Annotated in this window: 18 protein-coding genes; 8 read left to right on the top strand and 10 right to left on the bottom strand. The window is 65.2% G+C overall.

Features of this window, described 5'->3' with window-relative positions; translation table 11 throughout:
* Nucleotides 1–76: 76 nt before the first annotated feature.
* Nucleotides 77–2,200, bottom strand: coding sequence for a PAS domain S-box protein (locus J2754_RS13480; protein WP_425350997.1), 2,124 nt, complete (start codon nt 2,198–2,200; stop codon nt 77–79).
* Nucleotides 2,201–2,893: 693 nt separating this feature from the next.
* On the opposite strand from J2754_RS13480, the gene J2754_RS13475 reads away from it, so the two are divergent.
* On the top strand, nt 2,894–4,006 hold the full coding sequence (locus J2754_RS13475) for a tyrosine-type recombinase/integrase (RefSeq protein WP_211087737.1): 1,113 nt from the start codon (nt 2,894–2,896) through the stop codon (nt 4,004–4,006).
* Nucleotides 4,007–4,035: 29 nt separating this feature from the next.
* Here the strand turns inward: J2754_RS13475 and J2754_RS13470 are convergent, their stop codons facing one another.
* The 8 genes from J2754_RS13470 to J2754_RS13435 all read right to left on the bottom strand — a co-directional run bounded on the left by J2754_RS13470 (nt 4,036) and on the right by J2754_RS13435 (nt 11,085).
* Nucleotides 4,036–4,503, bottom strand: coding sequence for a hypothetical protein (locus tag J2754_RS13470; RefSeq protein ID WP_211087736.1), 468 nt, complete (start codon nt 4,501–4,503; stop codon nt 4,036–4,038).
* Between the two features lie 103 nt (nt 4,504–4,606).
* Nucleotides 4,607–5,038: a FlaD/FlaE family flagellar protein gene (locus J2754_RS13465; protein ID WP_211087735.1), complete on the bottom strand. Its 432-nt coding sequence runs from the start codon at nt 5,036–5,038 to the stop codon at nt 4,607–4,609.
* A 55-nt stretch (nt 5,039–5,093) separates the two neighbouring features.
* Nucleotides 5,094–6,815 (bottom strand): archaellar assembly protein FlaJ, encoded by a 1,722-nt coding sequence (flaJ, locus tag J2754_RS13460; protein WP_211087734.1) that lies wholly within the window; start codon nt 6,813–6,815, stop codon nt 5,094–5,096.
* Nucleotides 6,816–8,480, bottom strand: coding sequence for a type II/IV secretion system ATPase subunit (locus tag J2754_RS13455; RefSeq protein WP_211087733.1), 1,665 nt, complete (start codon nt 8,478–8,480; stop codon nt 6,816–6,818).
* Between the two features lie 6 nt (nt 8,481–8,486).
* A complete protein-coding gene (gene arlH / locus J2754_RS13450; protein ID WP_211087732.1) occupies nt 8,487–9,197 on the bottom strand; it encodes an archaellum protein ArlH in 711 nt (236 codons plus the stop codon).
* Complete coding sequence (arlG, locus tag J2754_RS13445) at nt 9,194–9,646, bottom strand: archaellum stator protein ArlG (RefSeq protein ID WP_188879044.1); 453 nt, start codon at nt 9,644–9,646, stop codon at nt 9,194–9,196. Before arlG ends, arlH begins: the two co-directional genes overlap by 4 nt.
* Complete coding sequence (gene arlF, locus J2754_RS13440) at nt 9,647–10,087, bottom strand: archaellum stator protein ArlF (protein ID WP_211087731.1); 441 nt, start codon at nt 10,085–10,087, stop codon at nt 9,647–9,649.
* Nucleotides 10,087–11,085, bottom strand: coding sequence for a FlaD/FlaE family flagellar protein (locus tag J2754_RS13435; protein ID WP_211087730.1), 999 nt, complete (start codon nt 11,083–11,085; stop codon nt 10,087–10,089). The genes arlF and J2754_RS13435 overlap by 1 nt, the downstream gene beginning before the upstream one ends.
* Nucleotides 11,086–11,312: 227 nt before the next feature.
* Here J2754_RS13435 and J2754_RS13430 point away from each other — a divergent pair, with 227 nt between their 5' ends.
* The 7 genes from J2754_RS13430 (at nt 11,313) to J2754_RS13400 (ending at nt 18,535) form a co-directional block, all read left to right on the top strand.
* A complete protein-coding gene (locus J2754_RS13430) occupies nt 11,313–11,855 on the top strand; it encodes an archaellin/type IV pilin N-terminal domain-containing protein (protein WP_211087729.1) in 543 nt (180 codons plus the stop codon).
* A 3-nt stretch (nt 11,856–11,858) separates the two neighbouring features.
* On the top strand, nt 11,859–12,443 hold the full coding sequence (locus J2754_RS13425; protein WP_211087728.1) for an archaellin/type IV pilin N-terminal domain-containing protein: 585 nt from the start codon (nt 11,859–11,861) through the stop codon (nt 12,441–12,443).
* 76 nt (nt 12,444–12,519) lie between these two features.
* Entirely contained in the window at nt 12,520–12,924 is a 405-nt protein-coding gene (locus J2754_RS13420) for a DUF7500 family protein (RefSeq protein ID WP_211087727.1), read from the top strand.
* A 288-nt stretch (nt 12,925–13,212) separates the two neighbouring features.
* Complete coding sequence (locus J2754_RS13415; RefSeq protein WP_188879033.1) at nt 13,213–13,617, top strand: PadR family transcriptional regulator; 405 nt, start codon at nt 13,213–13,215, stop codon at nt 13,615–13,617.
* Between the two features lie 939 nt (nt 13,618–14,556).
* Entirely contained in the window at nt 14,557–16,008 is a 1,452-nt protein-coding gene (locus J2754_RS13410; RefSeq protein ID WP_211087726.1) for an aldehyde dehydrogenase family protein, read from the top strand.
* Nucleotides 16,005–16,847, top strand: coding sequence for a nitrilase family protein (locus J2754_RS13405; RefSeq protein WP_211087725.1), 843 nt, complete (start codon nt 16,005–16,007; stop codon nt 16,845–16,847). The genes J2754_RS13410 and J2754_RS13405 overlap by 4 nt, the downstream gene beginning before the upstream one ends.
* A 371-nt stretch (nt 16,848–17,218) precedes the next feature.
* Nucleotides 17,219–18,535, top strand: coding sequence for an aminotransferase family protein (locus tag J2754_RS13400; protein ID WP_211087724.1), 1,317 nt, complete (start codon nt 17,219–17,221; stop codon nt 18,533–18,535).
* 11 nt (nt 18,536–18,546) lie between these two features.
* Here the strand turns inward: J2754_RS13400 and J2754_RS13395 are convergent, their stop codons facing one another.
* Nucleotides 18,547–19,998 carry an aldehyde dehydrogenase family protein gene (locus J2754_RS13395; RefSeq protein ID WP_211087723.1) on the bottom strand — a complete coding sequence of 484 codons (1,452 nt, stop codon included), beginning with the start codon at nt 19,996–19,998 and terminating at the stop codon, nt 18,547–18,549.
* Nucleotides 19,999–20,011: the final 13 nt, after the last annotated feature.

Here is a 20,011-nt window from a genome sequence, read left to right as displayed (position 1 = left end):
ACGCTCAAAAGATCCACAAGCGACGACCAATCTTACAAGAGACGCTCGCTACCGCTACACAACCGAGGTGTGAGGCTTAACTAAAGACGGATGCGACGCTCGCGAACTGATCGAGTCGCTCGTTCTGTCGGTGTAGTTCTTCCTCTCTGCTTGCTCGTGCGAGTGCTGCCTCGACAGTCGCACCGAGAATCCGGAACAGGTCGACATCCGTCTCAGAAAAGACCTGCGAGGAAACTGACCCCGTCGACATGAGCCCATACTCACCCAGTGGGACGAGAATCTCGCTCCGGATCTCTGTACTCGGGTTATGGGGTTGATCCTCGGCCTGGATATCATCATATACCGAGGTTTCGCCGGACTCAAATGTGTCCCAAGCGAGACCGTCTCCAGGAGTGAACCGGGGAGACTCGCCAAACAGGGCCCGTGCTGCGGGCGTTTCCGTAATTGGGACAAGCACGTTCTTTCGTTCGTCGTACTCCCAGATTCCGGTGACATCGAGGTCGAGTATCTCGGCCGCGGCTTCGACGGCGATCGCTCCAATCTCGTCGCTTGATTCAGCGCCGCTGAGTGATTGTGCGGTGTCCTGAAGCGAGCGGAGGCGAGCTTCCAACCGTTTCTGTTCGGTTATGTCCTCCAAGACGGCGAGGATGCTCGTGATTTCTCCGTCAGAACCTGTAACCGGAGCGACCGACAAGAGCAGATCCAGTTCATCTCCGCCCTTCGTCTCTCGCCGTATTTCCTTTGCTCGGATTCGCTCGCCGTTCAGGACGCGCTGTCGATGTGAGGCAAACTCGTCTTGCTGCTCGTCGGGGACCATCGGATTGAGCTCACCAAGCACTTCGTCCCGCGACCAGCCGAACATGGTTTCAGCCTCGTCGTTCCAGCGGATGACGGTCCCGTCGGTGTCGATCTCCATGACGGTGAGTGGCGTGGTCTCGATGAGCGATTCCAGTCGCTGGTTCGTCGCCTCGAGTTTGCGCTCCCGCTCAACCTGCTCGGTGACGTTCCGGGCGATGCCTACGACTCGAACGGTCTCGCCATCGACGACGACCGGTGCAAGGCTGGTCTCCCAGAACTGAGCACCGTCACCGATGTCGAGCTCTTCACGATACGAGATCGGGGCACCCTGATTGACGCAGCGAGTGTAATTAGCCTCGAGTTCAGCACCCTCCTGGTCGCCGAACACGCCTCGTGGCGTCTTGCCGCGAACTTCCTCGGTTGTAATTCCGGTCTGTGACTCGTATCCGGGACTGAGTCTGGCGAACTCGAATGACGGGTCCTCACCAGCGGTATCGACGTCAAGCAAGAATATCGCGTCCCCAGATGTTTCGAGCAACGCCTCGTATTCCTCCGCGAGCTCTCGATGCTCACGGCGTTCCGCCTTTCGCTCCGTGATGTCCTGAAAAACGCCCCGAAGTGCTGAATCGCCGCGTTGTGTGTCGTCGACGTATTCTCCCCATCCCCGAACGTCACGGACCTCTCCGTCGGTTCGCACGATCCGGAGGTCGAGGTCGTACGGTTCTCCGTTTTCGATTGCTTGGTCGACTGCTTCGGTAATCGTCTCTCTATCGTCAGGGTGATAGAATTCGAGTCCCTTCTCAAGTGATGGCTCGTAGTCCTCGTCGACACCGTGAATCTGGCGGACGCCGTCAGACCAAATGAGTTCGCCGCTCGATGGGAAGTATTCCCAGATACCGATGTCTGCGATGTCCTGAACGCGGTCGAAGAGGAACTCCTGGCGTTCGAGCCTTCGTCGGAAGCGCTGTTTTGTCTGCTCGGCCTCAGTGCGTTTGCGAGCAGCCCTTGCGAGCGTTCGAATGCGGGCCGCGAGCAGTGTGAAGTTATCACGCTCCGACCGGGCTGGGATGTAGTCCGAGACGCCGGCCCGAGTCGCTTCGCTCGCGATTTGCTCACTACCTTGTCCAGTAAAGAGGATTATTGGGATATCATCGTTCTGCTGGCGAATCGACTCCGTAAGCCCGATGCCATCGGAATCTTCGAGCGAGTACGCCGTTACGATACAGTCGATCCGGCCCGCAGCAAGATTGCGTAGTGCTTCGTCGATACCATCGGCAAGTATACAGTCAATCTCGCTACTCATCTGTTTGAGTTTGGTTTGAACCAACTCCGCGAACGCGGGATCGGGATTCACGTAGAGGACGCGGATTGGGTCGTCAAGTTCGTCAGTAGTACCGAGCACAGTTGCTAAAATTTAGCTGTCCAACTTATTAAGTATTTCTTGCGAGATGTCCTGTTGACTATCGGACTGCTGCTGAGTGGAAAGCACAATAATCGAGGGAATTTTCGTATGCCGGTTGATGTAAGCAAAACGAACGGATACTCTGCTTCGCGTTCGCGTGTCTCTTGTACTCGATCTGGCGGGCCGTTGATCTCTTGGTACAGGTCGAGTTGACCGGTGAATACGACCACTCGCCGATCGTGACGGCTGATAACACGATGACGCTGGTGAAGAAGGAGACCGGAATCGGATAGTAACGGGACTCGTCCCGTGGGAGCGCGCCAACTGAGTGGCGACACTATCTGGAGTCTCGGAAAGTTCTCGAATTAGTTGCCTGCGAAACAAGAACGCCCGTTTAGAGAGTAATCTGAAACAGATACTTCTCGACGATTCGTCCGACACCACACATTACATCCCCGCTATACCCATTGTAGCCTAACTTCCAACGACTCGTATTTTGTATCGCTACATGAAGTTTATCAAATCCGTATCCATCATTTGTGACCGCGACACGGCCCCTACCACCCGAATCGCCAATTTCCTGTGTGGTTCTTCTTAATCCACTAAGCGGAAACAGATTTAGGTGGGTCGCCGCTGTACGTGAAGCACGAAACATGGACCCCACCGAACACGGCGTCCGGAGGCAGGTTCTCGGTGTCTGACCCCCACCCTTCGAGCCTCCAAGACGCACTCGACACGCGACTCACGAGCATCGACAGCGCACGCTACCGCGCGAACACCGAGTCGATCGTCACCAGCCTCATCGATTGGCTCCAAGAGGAGCGCGACGTCGACAGCCTCGATGCCATCGACACACAGGACTGTCGACGATGGGTGCAACACCTCGCCCGACGCGTCCGCGACGAGGAAATCGCGGCGTCAACCGCCCACACGTACTACGGGACCGCGCGATCGTTCTTCCGCTGGTGCGTCGACGACGAGGAGCTCAGCGAGAACCCGATGCGCCCCAACAAGGTCGAACGCGCACTCCCTGAAGACCAGGGCGATCGAGAGCGACAAGCATGGCCCGACAACGCTCGCGAGCAGTTGCTGGCCCATGTTGACGAGGCGGCCCACGACGCCCTCGAGGACGACGACGGCGACGCGGAGCGAGCGTTCCGAGATCGGGCGATCGCATACCTCCTCGCCGATACAGGAGCGCGCGGCGCCGAACTATTCGCGGTATCCAACGACGACGACCGCAACGGGATCACTTGGAACGACGTCGACCTAGAGGCCGGCGTGGTTACGGTGCTGGGGAAGTCCCGGACCATCCAGGGCGTCCAGCTCCCCGGGCCCGCAGCGGAGCGTCTCGAACGCTGGCAGCGCCTCCTCGACCCACCCGGAGACTGGCCGGTCATCCCAACGCGGGACGCAGCGACGAAGTACCAGCACGCGCGCGCAGTACTGCGCGAGCACAAGAGTGACAGCGAGATCGAGGCCGAACTCGCCGACGTCGAGATCGACGAGTACCTCCGCGCGAACGCGATCACCCCACCCGCGCTCACGACGCGCGGCGCGCGCAACGTGATGGAGCGCCTCTGCGACGAGGCAGATGTCGCCGTCGACGGCGAGTACCTCAAGCCACACGGCGCTCGGCGCGCGCTCGGCCACCGCCTCTACCACGAGGCGAGCGCCGAAACCGCGCAGAACGCTCTCCGACACAAGAGCGTCGAGACGACGAAGGAAGCCTACGAACACCAGAAACCCAGCGACCTCGCGGACGACGTCGAAGGCATCCTCTACGGCGACCAAGAGAGTGAATAGCGAGTCTTACTCAGAACCCCCACCCGGAACTAATCGCCTGACTCCACCGAGGTGAGGCGTGTCTGATCGGGTTCCGCGCCCGGTGGTGTCGTCCCGATCCGCGCGACGAGCTGGGGTTGGGAGTCCGCGAGCTCGTCGAACCACACGCGGAGCAGATGCTCGTACTGGCGGAGCTCGGGAATCGCCTCGAGGACGTCCTCGAAGTCGCAGGGTGGCACCCACGACTGTGGATCCTCGTCGAGATCGAGGCCGCGCGCCGCCCCGTAGAGGACGTCCCGCCACTCCGGCACGCCGACGGACGCCACGTCGATCTCCGAGTCGTGTACGTCGTTCTGTGATTCTTCCAGATCCGACGCCGGCGTCCACCAAGGCTTGAGATAGACACGATACTGGCCCCGCCCTGTCTTCTCGACGATATCGGGGGGTTTCGGCCGTGAGGGGAACTTCTCGTAGGAGTTCTTCGACGCAGCGTCGATCAACTCCGCTCGGGAGAGCACGCCGTCCGCGGCGAGCGGGGCTTTCAGTATCTTCTAGAGATCTGTCTTCGGACGCTCGCACGTCGTCTTCGGTCATCGTCCGCGCTCGCCATCTCCGATACGGTCAGGACGGTGAGGACGTGGCGTCGTCGCTCGGACCGACGTCCGCGACGCCGGCGCGGTGTTTCGCGAGGCGCGCGCGGAGGAGTTCGCTTTCGAGGTCGTCGTCGGTGAGGCGCGCGATGAACTCGAGGGACTTCGCGTGCGCGCCGAACGGCGTTCCGGAGAGCGACGCGAGCGGTCCGGTGAGACTCGTGGGCTCGTCGTACTTCTTCGAGTGGATCTCCTCGATTGAGAGGCCCTGTAGGCGACGCTCGACGTCGCGTCTCGCGCCCGGAGAAAGCCACGAGAGGCGCTCGTAATGGCGCAGCGCACAGAGCGCGCCGCCCGCGCCGAACGTCCGTCCGAGGTATTTCGCCCACTGGAGGAGCGTCGGCGTCGCGTCGCCCGGGATCGGCGTGTCGAGGTACGGCCGTTCGGTGGAGGCGTCCGTCATGACTCAGGCGACGGCGTTCCCCGGCTAAAAACGTGGGCTCGAATCGGGACGCGAGTCAGCCGATGAGTCCGCTGACGACCCGCTGGGTGGCGACGGCGACGAGGGCGCCCGTCCACGTCAGCAGCGTGAAGTGCGTGAGCGCGCTCACGAAGTGCCCGCGGTCGGTGATGCGTATCATCAGCGCGGAGAGCAGCGCGTTCAACAGCACGACGAGCAGGAGGAGGACGGTCATCGTCGCGATGTCGTAGCTCCCCGTCGAGAAGAGTGACTGGATGAAGGCGTCGTTCTGACCGGCGATGCGCGAGGTGATGTCGAGCATCTGCTCGGCGATGCCCAGACCGAGGAACGAGGAGAACATGGAGGCCGCCGTGATGCCGTAGATGACGCCGATGAGCGTCGTCGTCGCCTGCTGGCGCTGCTCGCGTACCCGGAGCACCTCGTTGAAGTTGGCGGAGATGACCTGGCCGAGACGCCGCGGTTCGCCGCCCATCCGGCGACCGACGACGTACATGCTTCCGAACTTGTGGATGAGGTACGACCCGGTCTCGGCGGCGAAGAACACCCACGCCTGCTCGGTATCGATGCGGGTTCGCAGGCGCTTGTAGAGGTCGTCGACGTTCGCCGTGAGCGCCCCGAAGTCCTTACGGCGAAGCGATTCAAGGACGTTCGCGCTCGACGTCTGCTTCACGGATTCGACGCCGCCGAGCGCGCGGATGAACGACGGGAAGCCCGCGTCGCGCTCGCCCACCGCGCGCTCCTCGCGGCGCATCGCGAGGCCGGGGAGGAGGAGCGGCGTCGTCGGGATCGCGAGCGAGATCGGATAGGGGATCCGCCCGGGATCGAGCGGCGTGTAGCCGAGGCCGACGACGAGGACGCCCACGACGGCGAGCAACGAGAGACCGACGCCCGCGTAGAGCGCGGGTCGCACCCGGTGTGCCGGGGAGTGGTGCGTCTCCGGCGTCAGCCAGACGGGATCGCGGGGCGCGACGGTGTGGACGACGACGACGAAGGCGAGTTGGACGAGCGCGAACATCACGATGACGGCGGTGATGAGGAGCGTCGGAGGCACGTCGAGGAGGATGGGCACGACCGTCGCGAAGACGAGGATGAACGTCGTCGAGAGCATCATCGAGAGGTAGAGTTCCTTCAGGACGTCGAGTTTGGCGAGCGCTGACTCGTACCGGATGACGAACTCGCGGATGATGGACTCCTGTTCGTCGAGGAGGAAGTCATCGAGCGCCTGCCCGGCGCCGACGGTGTAGGCGAGTCGCTCCAGGAAGTCCGCGAGCAGGTCTGAGGGGACGCGTTTCGCGCGGCGCCGGCACGCGTCGTCGAGCGACTGGTTCCACGTGTCCACGAGCGCGGTGATGCGTCCCATCTCCTCGGCGAGCGCCCCGTACTCCTCGACCTGCGCGAGCGTGCGGAATATCTCGACGCGGTCGATGTTCGTCATCGAGAGGACGGTGATGTGCGTCAGGAAGAGGTGGAACTGCTCGCGGACCTCGCGTCGCTTGCGGTCGGCGGCGATCTTCGGGTAGGCGAGCGCGCCGAGCGCGGGCAGGACGCCGAGCAGGACGCCGGGGAGGGCGATGGAGAGCGGGGGCGCGAGCGCGACGACCGCGGCCGCGACGCCGAGGGTGAGCGCGGCGCTCGGCAGGAGGACGAGGAGCGCGTAGCGGCGCGCCGAGATGTCCATGTATCGATACGCGCGCACGAACGAGCGGACGAACGCCCGCACGTCCACCTCGAAGCCGTCCGCGTCGCCGTCGCCCGCCATCTACGGACGCCCCCCGGTGAGGCCGGTGACGTCTATCGAGAGCGCGTCCGCGCCGTCGCGCTGGACGGTCCGGATGGCGTCGTTCACCTCGTGGTAGCCGACGACGTCCGCGTCGATGAACCGGCGGACGAGCTCGGCGCGGCGGTCGAGTTCGTCGTAGATGCGGCGGGTGTCGTCGTAGCCGAGCAGGGTCGCGATCTGGTTTTCGAGGACGTGGCTGTTGTTCCGCCCCTTGAACGCCACGTCGTCCTCGCGAGGGTCCCACGAGAAGGCCTCGCGGGTGACGACGCCGCCCTCGTGCTCGGAGTAGCCCTCGATCTCTTGAACGCTCGTCACGCGCCGCAGGACGTCGTCGCCGCGCTTCACGCGGTTCTGGAAGAGCGCGACGTCGCAGTTGTCCATGAACGTCTCGGGGACGTTGATGGGGTTGGAGGTGAAACGCTGTATCATCGAGACGATGTCGCTCGCGTGGAAGGTGAGGAGGACGGGGTGGCCCGTCTGGGCGGCCTGGAACGCCATCTGCGCTTCGGCGCCGCGCACCTCGCCGACGACGATGTAGTCCGGACGCGAGCGCAGGGCGGCCGCGACGAGGTCGAACATGTCGACGGCGGAGCCGGCGTCGCCGCCCTCGCGGGTGAGGAGCTGCTGCCAGTTGTCGTGGGGCGGTCTCACTTCGGCGGTGTCTTCGGCGGTGTAGATCTTGTGGTCGCGCGGGATGAACGAGAACATCGAGTTCAGCGTCGTCGTCTTCCCCGACGCCGTCTCGCCGACGACGAACACCGTCTGTTCGTTCTCCATGCAGAGCCAGAGGTACGCCGCGAGCTCCGGGGAGAGCGTCCCCCACTTCGTGATCTGGAAGACGGAGAGCGGGACGTCCTCGCCCTGCCGGATGGTGAGCGAGGGGCCCTTGATCGAGACATCGTCCGAGTAGATGATGTTGATGCGCGAGCCGTCGGGGAGCGTCGCGTCGATGACGGGATCGGAGTCCGAGACGGGCGTGTTCATCCGCTCGCCCATGTTCCGGATCCAGTTCCCGAACTCGTCGGGGTCGCCGAAGTCCACCGTCGTCTCCACCATCCCGAAGACGCCGTGGTCGACGTAGCAGGCGTGCGGGCCGATGACGTGGACGTCCTCGTTGTGCGGGTCGCTCATCACGGGTTCGAGCGGGCCGAGACCGACGACGTCGCGTTCGAGGACGTAGCGGATGCGCGCCGCCGTCTCGGCGGAGACGACGAAGCGGTCACCGAGCAGCGACTCGCGGACGCGCGCGCCGAGCGACCCGCGACCGCTCCGAACGGTCAGTATCTCGTCGAGGAGATCGCCGAGGTGCGCGAGGAAGTCGTCGTCCTCCGCGGGCGCGGGCTTCGATACCGAGCGATCGAGCACCTCCGTGCGCACGCGCTCGTAGAGGTCGTGCTCGCCGTCGCGCAGCGTCGGCTCCAGACAGTAGTAGGTCGTGTCCGCGCCCGGGCGGCCGTGGACGTGGACGTAGATCGGCGGGTCGGCCGGGTAGAGGACGTTTGGCTTCCCGTCGGCGTGCTCGTCGCTCGGGTCTGTGACGAGCGTCGGGCGCGTCCCGGTGCGCGCGACGAACGCGTCGAGGTGAGCGGCGACGTGGTCGTGTTCTGCGGCGACGGCGCGCAGGGAGTCTGGCGTGTCGGGCATGGTATCTCAGGCGATGGTCCGGGATTCGATGACGAGGCCGCGGCCCTGCTTGACGGAGAAACCGATGGTGTCGTCGACGGGCCGTCGCATGCCCGCGAAGCGCCGTACCACTGCCTTCTTGCGGACGTCTTGGCCGACGACGTCGGTCTGAAGCGAGAGGTAGACGTCCGCGGCCGCGTGAAGCGGACGGAGCGCGGCCTCGGAGAGCGCGGCCGGGTCGACGGTGAGGAGGACGACGCGTCCGGCGTCGAGCGGCGCGTCGAGGCGCGCGACGACGCGCTCCATCGCGCGGTCGGCGGCGGGCGTCCCGAGCGCGGCCGCGAACGCCGGGTCGTTGCGACAGAGCGCACCGAAACCGTCGGCGACGACGACGTCCGCGTCCCAGAGCGCGCCCGGCCGGAGGAAGCGCTCGACGAGCGCGCGCTCGCGCTCCAGCGGGACGTGGAAGTAGCGCAGGCGGCCGGCGAGCAGGTGGTCGAGGACGTCGTAGGAGAGCGAGTGCATCTGCTCGAGGTACGACCCGACGTCCCCCTCGGTGGACGCGAGCGCGACCCGCGATCCCTCCTCGCAGAGGCCGTAGACGACGCGGGAGGCGAGGGCGGACTTCCCGGCGCCCGTCCCGCCTTCGAGGAGGACGAGGCTCCCCTCGGGGAAGCCGCCGCCGATGGCGTGGTTGACGCGATCGCGGTCTTCGAGGCCGATGGAGCGGTAGTTCACGTGTGGAAGCGTTCGGTGTCCCGGTCGCCGGTGACGACGACGGTGACGGTGTGGTCGCCCGCGGTGAGCGAGTCGTTCGCGAGGACGCGTACGACGGCGCCGTCGCGCCACTCCGATCCGTCGAGGACGGTGACGTCGTAGTCGTCGCGCGGGACGTAGCGACCGTCGACGAGCAGTTCGACGCCGGTGCCGTCGGTAGCGAGGGTGCGCTCGCCCGTGTTCTTCACGAGGACGCGGACGGTGCCCGCGTCGGCGTCGTACATCGCGCCGCTCGCGGGGTCGCTGATGATCTCGACGTCGGTGTCGATCTGCGCCGCGACGTCCGCGCCGTGGTCGTCGAGCGACGCCGCGATACCGCCCACCGTCGTCACCATCGTGCCCGCGACGGCCGCGGCGACGCTGAGCGCGGCGATGAAGAGGACGAGCTCGGAGACGGACGCGCTCGCCACTCAGACCACCACCCGCGCGCTCGCGGCGACGCCGGGCCCGGTGACGACGACGACGCGCTCGGGTGCGCTCGCCCGGGAGACGGTCAGCGTCAGCGTCTCGTTCGACGCCCAGACGTCGCTCTCCGGGCGCCCCGCGACGCTCGTGTTCGCGGGCGGGACGGACGCGTAGCGGCCGTCGACGACGAGGTCGGTCGCGGCCACGGAGAGCGTGCTCGTCCCGGCGTTGCGGATGGTGACGGTCAGGCGATCGCTCGCCGCGTCGTACGTCGCGCCGGGGTCGCCGACGGCCGTGTTCTGCTGGCGGAGCGTCCGGTCGTCCCGCGCTGTCACCGCGTCCGTACGCTCCTCGGCGGTGCGTTCGAGCACGGGATAGAGGGTGCCGGCGCTGAGCAGGAGGCCGACGAGGAGGATCGCGCTCGCGCCGCTGACACTGAACCCCATCAGTTCTCTCGGAGGTGGCGCAGCGCTCGGAGGTAGTCGTAGGAGAGGGCGTGCTCGTCCGCGGACGGCTCGCGCGGCCGCGTCGGATCGACGAACACGTCGAGACCGGGGCCACCGACGATGTCGAGGAGCGTCGCCTCGACGTCCGCGGAGATCCAGCCGACCGCCTCGTAGTGGCTGATGGCGCGCAGCGCGCCCGCCGGCCCGGAGCGCTCCATGAGCACGGAGAGCCACTCCATCACGAGGACGTCGCCCGCGTAGCCGCCCGGGAGCGACGACACCACCGGCATCTCGTCCTCGTCGACGTCGCGGGCTCGCGTCTCCCCTCTAGCGACGTCGTGGGTCCGCGTCTCTCCTCTGGACGTGCCCGCGTGCGCGTCCGCACCGGGATCGTCCGGCGCGCCGAACGACGGGGACGTGACCCGGTCACCGGCGTCGGTGTCCGCGGTGCCGTCGTCGGCGTTGTTATCAGTGTCGCCGCGGAGGTCGTCGAAGGAGACGACGGAGTCGTCGGCCGTGACGTCGCGTTCGGCGTCAGAAGCGATGTCCACGCCCGTGCCCGCGGCCGTATCGACGGCATCCGGGGCGTCGGTGTCACCGGGCGTGCGTTCGAGCGAGCCGTCCACGAAGGGGTTCTCCGCGGCGGCGACGCGGTCGTAGACGCCGGCGAGTCGGCGGACGGTCTGGTGCATCTCGTCCACGGAGTCCTCGAGGTCGGACTGAGCGCCCTCGACGCCGCGCAGCGACGCCGCCGTCGATTCGAGGTCCTCTTCGAGGTCGTCGACGCGCGTCGCGAGCGTTTCCCGGTCGTCCGCGTCGCTCCCCGCCGGCGATCCCGCGGCGTCGCCGTCCGCGGCGCGAGCGTCGCTCTCCGCCGGATCATCGAGCGGCGGCGGGTCGGCGAACGGTGGGGGATCGTCAGCGTCAGCGTCACCCTCACCGTCGGCCTCGGTGTCGGCGTCGGACGTCCCGAACAGATGTTTGATGCGCTGGAACATAGCGAGTCGTAGTCTTCGCGTCACGCTACCGGCGACGGACACATAGGTCGGCGCCCGGATTCACGGGGAGTTTCGAGGCTCGATTCGCGCGACGAATCCGCACGCGACGCCGGGTCCGATTCGCGCGGCGAGTCCGCTCTCGAAGCCGTTTTTCGTATTATGAACGGGGCTCACTGATAGCGGAGTGGGCAGCCCCCCGCCCTCGCCACGAGGGGGTACCCGACATCATGAAACTCCAACTACCCGAGAAGGCCGACCGCGGACAGGTCGGCATCGGCACGCTCATCATCTTCATCGCGTTGGTGCTCGTCGCCGCCGTCGCCGCCGGCGTCCTCGTCACCACCGCCGACCAGCTCCAGACGCGCGCCTCCGACACGGGCACTGACGCCCAGGCGCAGGTCTCGAACCAGATCGACGTCGTCTCCGCGACCGGAGCGGTGAACTCGAACGAGGTCGACACCGTGACGCTCGTCGTGAAGAAGTCGCCGGGCTCCGAGTCCATCGACCTCTCCGAAGCCACCGTCCAGTACACGAGCGACAGCGACTCCCAGACGTTCACCAATCTGACCGTACAGAACACGGACGGCACGTCGGCGAGCGATACGGTGCTCGACGACACGAGCGACCGCAAGCAGATCGTCGTCACGCCACCGACTGCGCTCTCCGAGGGCGCGAGTGCGTCGCTGGACATCGTCGATCAGTCCGGTGCCACCACCACGTACGGGGTCAACGTCCCCGATGTCCTCACCGGAAGCTACGTGAAGGTCTGAACCATGTTCGACGACATACTCCCCGAACGGACTGACCGCGGACAGGTCGGGATCGGTACGCTCATCATCTTCATCGCGTTGGTGCTCGTCGCCGCCGTCGCCGCCGGCGTCCTCGTCACCACCGCCGATCAGCTCCAGACGCGCGCCTCCGACACGGGTACCGACGCCCAGGCGCAAGTTTCGAACCAGATCGACGTCGTCTCCGCGACGGGCGAGGACACGAACGACGACGACGCCCTCGACACCGTGACGCTGGTCGCGAAGAAGTCGCCGGGCTCCGAGGCCATCGATCTCTCGGAGGCCACCATCCAGTACACGAGCGCGAACACGTCGGAGACGCTGTCGTACGGCTCGTCCGGTGCCGACGACACCACGTTCACCACCAACCAGGTCGGGGGCGGCCCGACGACGGTGCTCTCGAACACCAGCGAGCGCGTCGAAATCGAGATCAGCACGTCGGCCCTCGAAACGAACGGCCTCGACGAGGGGTCGAGCGCGTCGCTGGACATCGTTGACCAGTCCGGCGCCACCACCACGTACGGGGTCAACGTCCCCGATGTCCTCACCGGGAGCTACGTGAAGGTCTGAGGTCATCCGTGCGACTCGCATCGACCGACAACGACTGCCGTCGCGTCCGGCGTGCGACCGCCCGACGCGACCGGCTATGAGCGACGACGCCGGGCGCGCCGCTAGCGATCCGGTCCGGCCCGCGGACCTCGAACTGGCCGACGACCGCGTCCGCCGCCTCGACGACGACCGCTACGTCGTCCGCGTGGACGACGACCCAGACGCGGAGACGGACGCGGTGCGCGAGTCGCGTGAGCCCACGCCCGACGGAACGAACCCGCTCGACGACCTCGATGGCGCGCACGCGCTGTGCGCGCACGCCCGAACGGAAACGGGAGAGGACGCGCTGCGGGTGGAGACGAACGACGTGTCGAGCGCGTTCGAGTCGTTCCTCCGGTGGTACGCGGGGCGCGTCGCGCCCGACGAGCCACCGGAGGTCGCGCTCGCCGTTCTGCTCTCGAACGCGTCGCTCGACCTCGCGGTCGACCCCGGAGGTCGGTGATCCGTCGGGCGGCAACATTTTACATAAGGAGATGGAGTGATAGGATAGTCAATTATAGATACCCAAGACGATTCAACGCGGAAAACGACACGGGGTTATAAGACAAATAGACTATATTGTTATCGTATGAGCCCGAAAGAATCGAACTCTACGGGGGAGAGAACGGTCAGCGACGTTACGACGCGTGTAGGTACCGCCGCGTCAGATGAAACATCAGAGAACGGGACTGATAGAGTAACAATAGATCAACTATACTCCGAGATACAGGCCACGCTCCCGGACGCCGAGTTGAACGTTCGACTCACGCCGGAACAGCGCTCGGAAGTGCTCCTCTCGCGGGTCCAATCGGTGCTGTTCGACGACGAGGCCTTCCAGTTCCGCGAGTCCCTCGTCAAGCAGAACCTCGACGAGATACTCCTCCTCCTCGTCGCCCACCGCTCCGCCGACACCCATGGGAAGGGGCTGATGACGGACCTCGTCACCGTCTTCGACACGCACCTCAGTCCCGGGACCGTCTATCCGCGTCTCCACGACCTCGAATCCGACGGGTACCTCGACGTCCAGGAACTCGTCCGCACCAAGGAGTACCAGGTCGCACACACCGACGCGCTCGTCGAACGCATCACGGCGGCGATGGAACAACACCTCGCGCTCGGCCTCTTCTTCCGCGCCGCGCTCGACGACCTCGACTGAACGACTCGTCACGCGAGGCGCGTCGCATCTCGGCGTCTGACCGACGCACCGGCGTACTCTGAAAACCACGCGGCTGGTCGGCTCGACGTCGTTCCCGTTACTGTGTGTGGGCTCGTCGCGCCCAGTGAGATTCTTCCGTCTCTCGTACCTCGCTCCGATTTCGTCCACGTCCTCGAAAGGCGGCGGTTGTTTCGTGACGAGTGTGTCCTGATGACGTTGTCCCGTTCGACACCGTCCCTGTCCGCAATCTCGCCGTCGAGGTCGTTCCCGATGTCGAGTCCGACCTCGACGAGTCAGTGCGAGATCACCGTCGGCTCGTCCGAACTCCCACCCCGATCGCGGTGCCGTGGAAACTCCGCTGGCCGGCGAGGCACTCACCAGTCTTCGCACGCCAGTCCGGGTCGTGTTTAACATTCGGCCTTACGAACCAATTTTATTTACTCACTAAACTACTATATTAATTCATCTTTTGGCCATATACACCCGTAGAAAGCCGTGCACGGCTGGGTGCAAAGGTAGATCTACGGTCTATTAGAGATGTGAACCCGAGCTACAACACGCCCGTCAACGCCGCGCTTCTCGCCGATAGCGCTGAAACCCAGCCGTCGCACATTCCAATAACTGGGCTTCGATTTCAGACTGCCCGCTACAGAAACTGTATTACTTTAGAATAGGTTCATAATAGCACAAGAGTAATTACGTACCTGTTCAGCACTGTTTCTGTCCACGTTGACCCGGAGAGCGCAGAAACGGGGCTACAAGCCCTCGCGGTTGGAGTAATCGCTTGACCGTCCTCGATGTGTTTCCGTCACCGAACATTTAGGTGCCCCAAGAGTAAACATTCATCCGACTTCCGATGCACAACCGACAAAACGTCCATATTGAATCCGTGTAGTTATGCCTTTCGATCACAAGAATCCAACTCACCGACACGAATCGATGATCTCGGAGGTGTCCGAAGGCGCGACGTTCGGGAACTACGTGGACGGCGAGACGATACCGTCGGCATCTGGGAAGCTGTTCGCCCCAGAGGATCCGACGATCGCCGAGCCGATCGCGGACGTTCCGGAGAGCGATGCCGGCGACGTCGACGACGCGGTGGCGGCCGCGAGCGACGCCTTCGAGTCGTGGTGTGAGCTCACGCCGCTGGATCGCGGCGACGCGTTGCGCGAGTGGTCGCAGGTCCTCCGAGACAACCTCGACGAACTCGCGCGACTCACGACGCTCGAAGTCGGCAAACCGATCGCGGCGTCGCGCGCGGACGTCGAGACCGGTATTCGGTTCGTCGAGTACTACGCCTCGGTCGCCGCCGGGAAGGAGGGGCGAGTGCCCGACGGCGGCGCGGACGCGCTCGCGTACGTCGAAGAGGAACCGTACGGCGTCACGGGCCAGATCCTCCCGTGGAACTACCCGCTCCTCCTCTTGGGATGGAAAGTCGGTGCCGCACTCGCGACCGGGAACACCTGCGTCGTCAAGCCGGCCGAGCAGACGCCGCTCGCAACGATCCGGGCGGCGCAGCTCTCTGCCGATGTCCTTCCTGACGGCGTGCTGAACGTCGTCAACGGGTTCGGCGAAACCGGGGCCGCGATCAGCGGCCACGACGACGTCCGAAAGGTCTCCTTTACGGGCTCCGTCCCGGTCGGCCGCGAGGTGATGCGGAGCGCCGCCGCCGACGTCACGCCGGTGACGCTCGAACTCGGCGGGAAGAACCCCTTCCTCGTCTTCCCCGATGCAGACGTGGGAGATGCCGCGGAGACGGCCGCCGCGGCTGGCCTCTACAACAACGGCCAGTCCTGCGACTCCGGTACGCGACTCCTGATCCACGAGGACGTCGAGGAGGAGTTCCTCGACGCCTATCTCGACGCCGTCTCGTCGCGCACCGTCGGCGACCCACTCGACGACGTCGAGCAGGGCCCGCTCTGCCACCGTGAGCACTGGGAGAGCGTCAAGGAGTACATCGAGCTCGGCAGAGAGGAGGGCGCGACGCTCCTGGCGGGCGGGGGGCGGCCCGTCGACGCCCCGAAGGACGGCTACTACGTCGAGCCGACGGTATTCGGCGACGTCGACCCGGACATGCGTATCGCTACCGAGGAGGTGTTCGGTCCCGTTCAGTTCGTGATGACCTTCGCGGAGTATGAGGAAGCCATCGACGTCGCCAACGGCACCGACTATGGGCTCGCCTCGGGCGTGTTCACGCGCGACATCTCGCGTGCGCATCGCGCCGCGAGCGACCTCGAGGCCGGGAGCGTTTGGGTGAACCACTACTTCGGCACCGTGCCCGGGACGCCCTTCGGCGGCTTCAAGCAGTCCGGGATCGGTCGCGAATGCGGCTCCGATGCGCTCGATGAGTATACGCAGACCAAGTCCGTCCGCATCGCACTCGACCGATGACGGACGCCGCTCCCCTCGACGTCGCCGTAGTCCAGTCGAACCCGACGTTTGGCGACGTTACGGCGAACCGTCAGACCCTCGCCGACCGAATCCGTGATGCGGCCGGTGACGGCGCCGATCTCGTCGTCCTTCCCGAGCTCGCGAACACGGGCTACGTCTTCGAGACACGCGCAGAGGCCTTCGACCTCGCGGAGTCCGCGAACGGACCGACCGTCTCCAGTTGGATCGCGGCCGCGAGCGACGCCGACGTCTGGATCGTCGGCGGATTCGCGGAGCGCGATCGAAATCGAACGTACAATAGCGCCGCTATCGTCTCGCCAGACGGGGTGGAGGACGTGTACCGGAAGGCCCACCTCTGGGACCGTGAAAAGCTCTTCTTCGAGTCTGGGGACGGTGACTTTCCGATCGTCGATACGCCGTTCGGCCGTCTCGGCGTTCAGATCTGCCATGACCTCTGGTTCCCGGAAGCGACGCGTCTACAGGCACTCGACGGCGCCGACATCGTCGCGCTCCCGACGAACTGGCCGTACGAAGGTGAGCGTCCCTCAGAGTGGACGGCCGGCGTTCACCTTGCGATCGCACGTGCGACGACCAACCGGGTGTTCTTCGCCTGTGCTGATCGCTGCGGCACCGAGCGTGGCGTCGACTTCGAGGGACAGAGCGTCGTCGTCGATCCGGCTGGTCGGCCGCGTGTCGGCCCGGCGAGCGTGACGGACGCGGAGACGCTCCGCGCGTCACTCGACCTCGCAAATGCGCGGGACAAGCGTCTCGCGCCGTACGCCGACGCACTCGCCGACCGACGTACCGACGCGTACTCGCTCGCCGGACGCGAGAAGTAGCGCTCGCAGCCGGTCCTCATGCCGCGGCCACACGGGCCCGTCCGCCGTTGGCGTCTTCGTCCTTCCGGATTTCTCCCGTCAATCGACAGGTTCCCACGACGACGTGAACGCCGCCGAGAAAGTCCGTCCCACTCACACCCCGTCAACTGCCGGATGACCACTCCCGAGTTTACAAAAATATATCTGTAACAGAAACGCTCAGCTACGCACATTCTTTATTGAATAAAATCCAATATTTATTGGTTTTGGTAGTGTTCTGTGTTTGTGTATAGAAAATACTACATCTTACGTCCAACTCCGTCTCTATTTAGTGACCACTCCCACTCTCCAGCTGAGAAAGTATTATCGGGATCGGCGGCCATTGAGTGACCATGTCGCACCACTCACCGAACGGCGACTCGCTAAACGTTCCACACTGGTACGATCCGGATAGCGAGATCCTCAACATCGAGCGCGGCACTGACTCGTACGTCTGGGATACCGATGGACACGCGTACCTCGACTTCTGCTCACAGCTTTACTGCTGCAATCTCGGTCACAGCAATGACGCCGTTCGACGCGCGATGGACGAGCAGGTCGGCACTATTCCGTACGTCTCCTCCGCGAAGCACGCGCCGGTTCGCGACGAGCTCGCGTCCCGCCTCGACGACATCTCGCCCGAGAGCGTCTCGTACACCTCCTTCGCCGTCTCCGGGAGCGAAGCGAACGAACTCGCCGTGCAGTTCGCCCGTACGCATCAGGACGCCTCGACGGTACTCACGCGCTGGCGTTCCTACCACGGAAGTACGTACGGCGCCGGGAGCCTCACCGGCGATCCGACGACGCGTACCACGCTCAGTGAACACGCCGCGACCACTGGCGCCGGCAAGTTCCTCCCGCCGACCCCCGAGGCGTTCGATACCGACGACCCCGAAGCGCTCGCTCGACGCGCCGCCGACCACCTCGAGTACGTCATCCGAAACCAGGGACCCGACTCCGTCGCCGCCGTCCTCATCGAGCCCGTCGCGGGTGCCAGTGGGGCATACGTCGGCCCCGCCGACTACTTCGATCGAGTCCGTGCCGTCTGCGACGAGTACGATGTCCTTCTCATCTCGGACGAGGTCATCACGGGATTCGGTCGGTGCGGTGAGTGGTTCGGTATTCAGACCGAACGCGTCGAACCAGACATGCTCACGTTCGCAAAGGGAGCGACGGGCGCGTATGCCCCGCTCGCCGGCGTCATAGCCGCTCCCGAGATCGGTGAGCAGATCGCCGAGGAAGGATTTGACATCGGTCAGACCTTCGCCGGCCACCCCGTTGCCTGTGCCGCCAGCCTCGCCGCCATCGACGAGTACGCGGACGGCGTCATTGCGAACGTCCGTGAGAACGAATCCGTCCTCGCGGACGGGCTGGCGGCCATCGCCGACGCTCACGACGCCGTGCGCCGCATACAGGGACGGGGTTATCACTGGGGCGTCGAGATAACCGACCCCGAGACCGGCGAGCCGTACCACGACCCGCTTAACGACGCGGGTGAGAACCCCGTTCACGACGTCATCGCGCACGCCCGCGAGAACGGCGTACTGGTCGCCGGCGGCCGCCCCGCCCACCAGATACTCCTCTCCCCGCCGCTCATCGCGAGTGCAACCGAACTCGAACGCGGCCTCGACGCACTCGACGACGCGCTCGGCGTCGTCTTCGACGACTAATCGCGTCCGCCCTACTTCTCGATGCACCCCGAGACGGCCTTCGTCTGCGTGTACCCTCGTACGGCTTCTAGCCCGGCCTCGCGCCCGATCCCGCTCTTCTTGTACCCACCGAACGGCGCCTCGACGCCCGGTGCGAACCACTCGTTCACGTAGACGACGCCCGCCTCGACGTCGCGCGAGAACCGGTGTGCGCGTCCGTGGTTCTCGGTGAAGATACCCGCCGTCAGCCCGTACTCGGTGTCGTTCGCGAGCGCGATCGCCTCTTCCTCGTCCGCGAACGTCGTGACGGTGAGAACCGGCCCGAACACCTCTTCGCGGGCGATTCTCGCGTCATTCGGCACGTCGTCGAACACCGTCGGCTCCACGAAGTAGCCCGCTCGGTCGAGCGCTCGTCCGCCCGTGACCGGTTCACCGATCACCTCTCGGGCGGATTCGATATACCCACGTACTTTCTCGTAGTGGGCCTCGGAAACGAGCGGGCCCATGTCGGGGTCGTCGAGTACCGGGCCGAGCGACATCGCTTCCGCGCGTGCGACGATTGCGTCGACGAACGCGTCGTGTACGTCTTCGTGCACGATGAGACGGGGGCCGGCTGAACACACCTGCCCGGCGTTCGAGAAGACGGCCGCGACCGCGTTGTCGACGGCGTTCTCGAAGTCCGCGTCCGGGAAGATGACGTTCGGGCCGTTCCCCCCGAGTTCGAGGTGCGCTGGATTGACGTTCTCGACCGCCGCCTTTCCGACCTCGATGCCGGTCGGAACCGATCCCGTGAAGCTCACGCAGCCGATACCCGCGTGGTTCGCGAGTGCGCTCCCCGCCGTCGCACCGCGTCCCGGGACGACGTTGATAACGCCTGGGGGGATCCCCGCGTCCGTGGCGATGCGTGCCACTGCGATCGACGTCCGTGGCGTCTCCTCCGCGGGCTTCACGACGACCGCATTGCCCGCGGCCAGGGACGGCGCGACGCTCCGCCCGAACAGGAGGAGCGGGAAGTTCCACGGGAGGATGTGACCCGTGACGCCGAGCGGTTCGCGCCGTGTGTAGCCGAAGTGGGCGTCGTCAGTCGCGAGCGCCACCCCCTCGATCTTGTCCGTGATCCCCGCGTAGTACTCGAAGTAGCGCGCGAGACTCCCGACGTCTGCTTCGGCGGTCGAGAGCGGCTTGCCGGCGTCACGGGCTTCGAGTCGGGCGAGCGCCGCCGCCTCCTCGCGGATCGCGTCCGCGAACGCGTGCAAACGCCGTCCACGTTCGGCGGCCTCCAGACTCGTCCACGTCTCACTTGCCTCGCGAGCGTGTACGACGGCGCGGTCGACGTCTTCGGTGTCGGCGGCCGCGACCGCTTCTCTTCGCTTTTCGGTTACCGGGTCCGTGATGTCGTACGTCGCGCCGTCTGCCGCCGGCGTCGTCTCTCCGCCGATGAACAGCACGGAGTATTCGTCCGTCTCCTCCTCATTGTTGACCATGAGTCTTGTCTAT

Origin of the sequence: Halarchaeum nitratireducens (assembly GCF_017874695.1) — an archaeon.
GTDB classification, from domain to species: domain Archaea; phylum Halobacteriota; class Halobacteria; order Halobacteriales; family Halobacteriaceae; genus Halarchaeum; species Halarchaeum nitratireducens.
The sequence above is the reverse complement of the archived record's forward strand: the minus strand, read 5'-3'. Positions and strand labels throughout refer to the sequence as shown.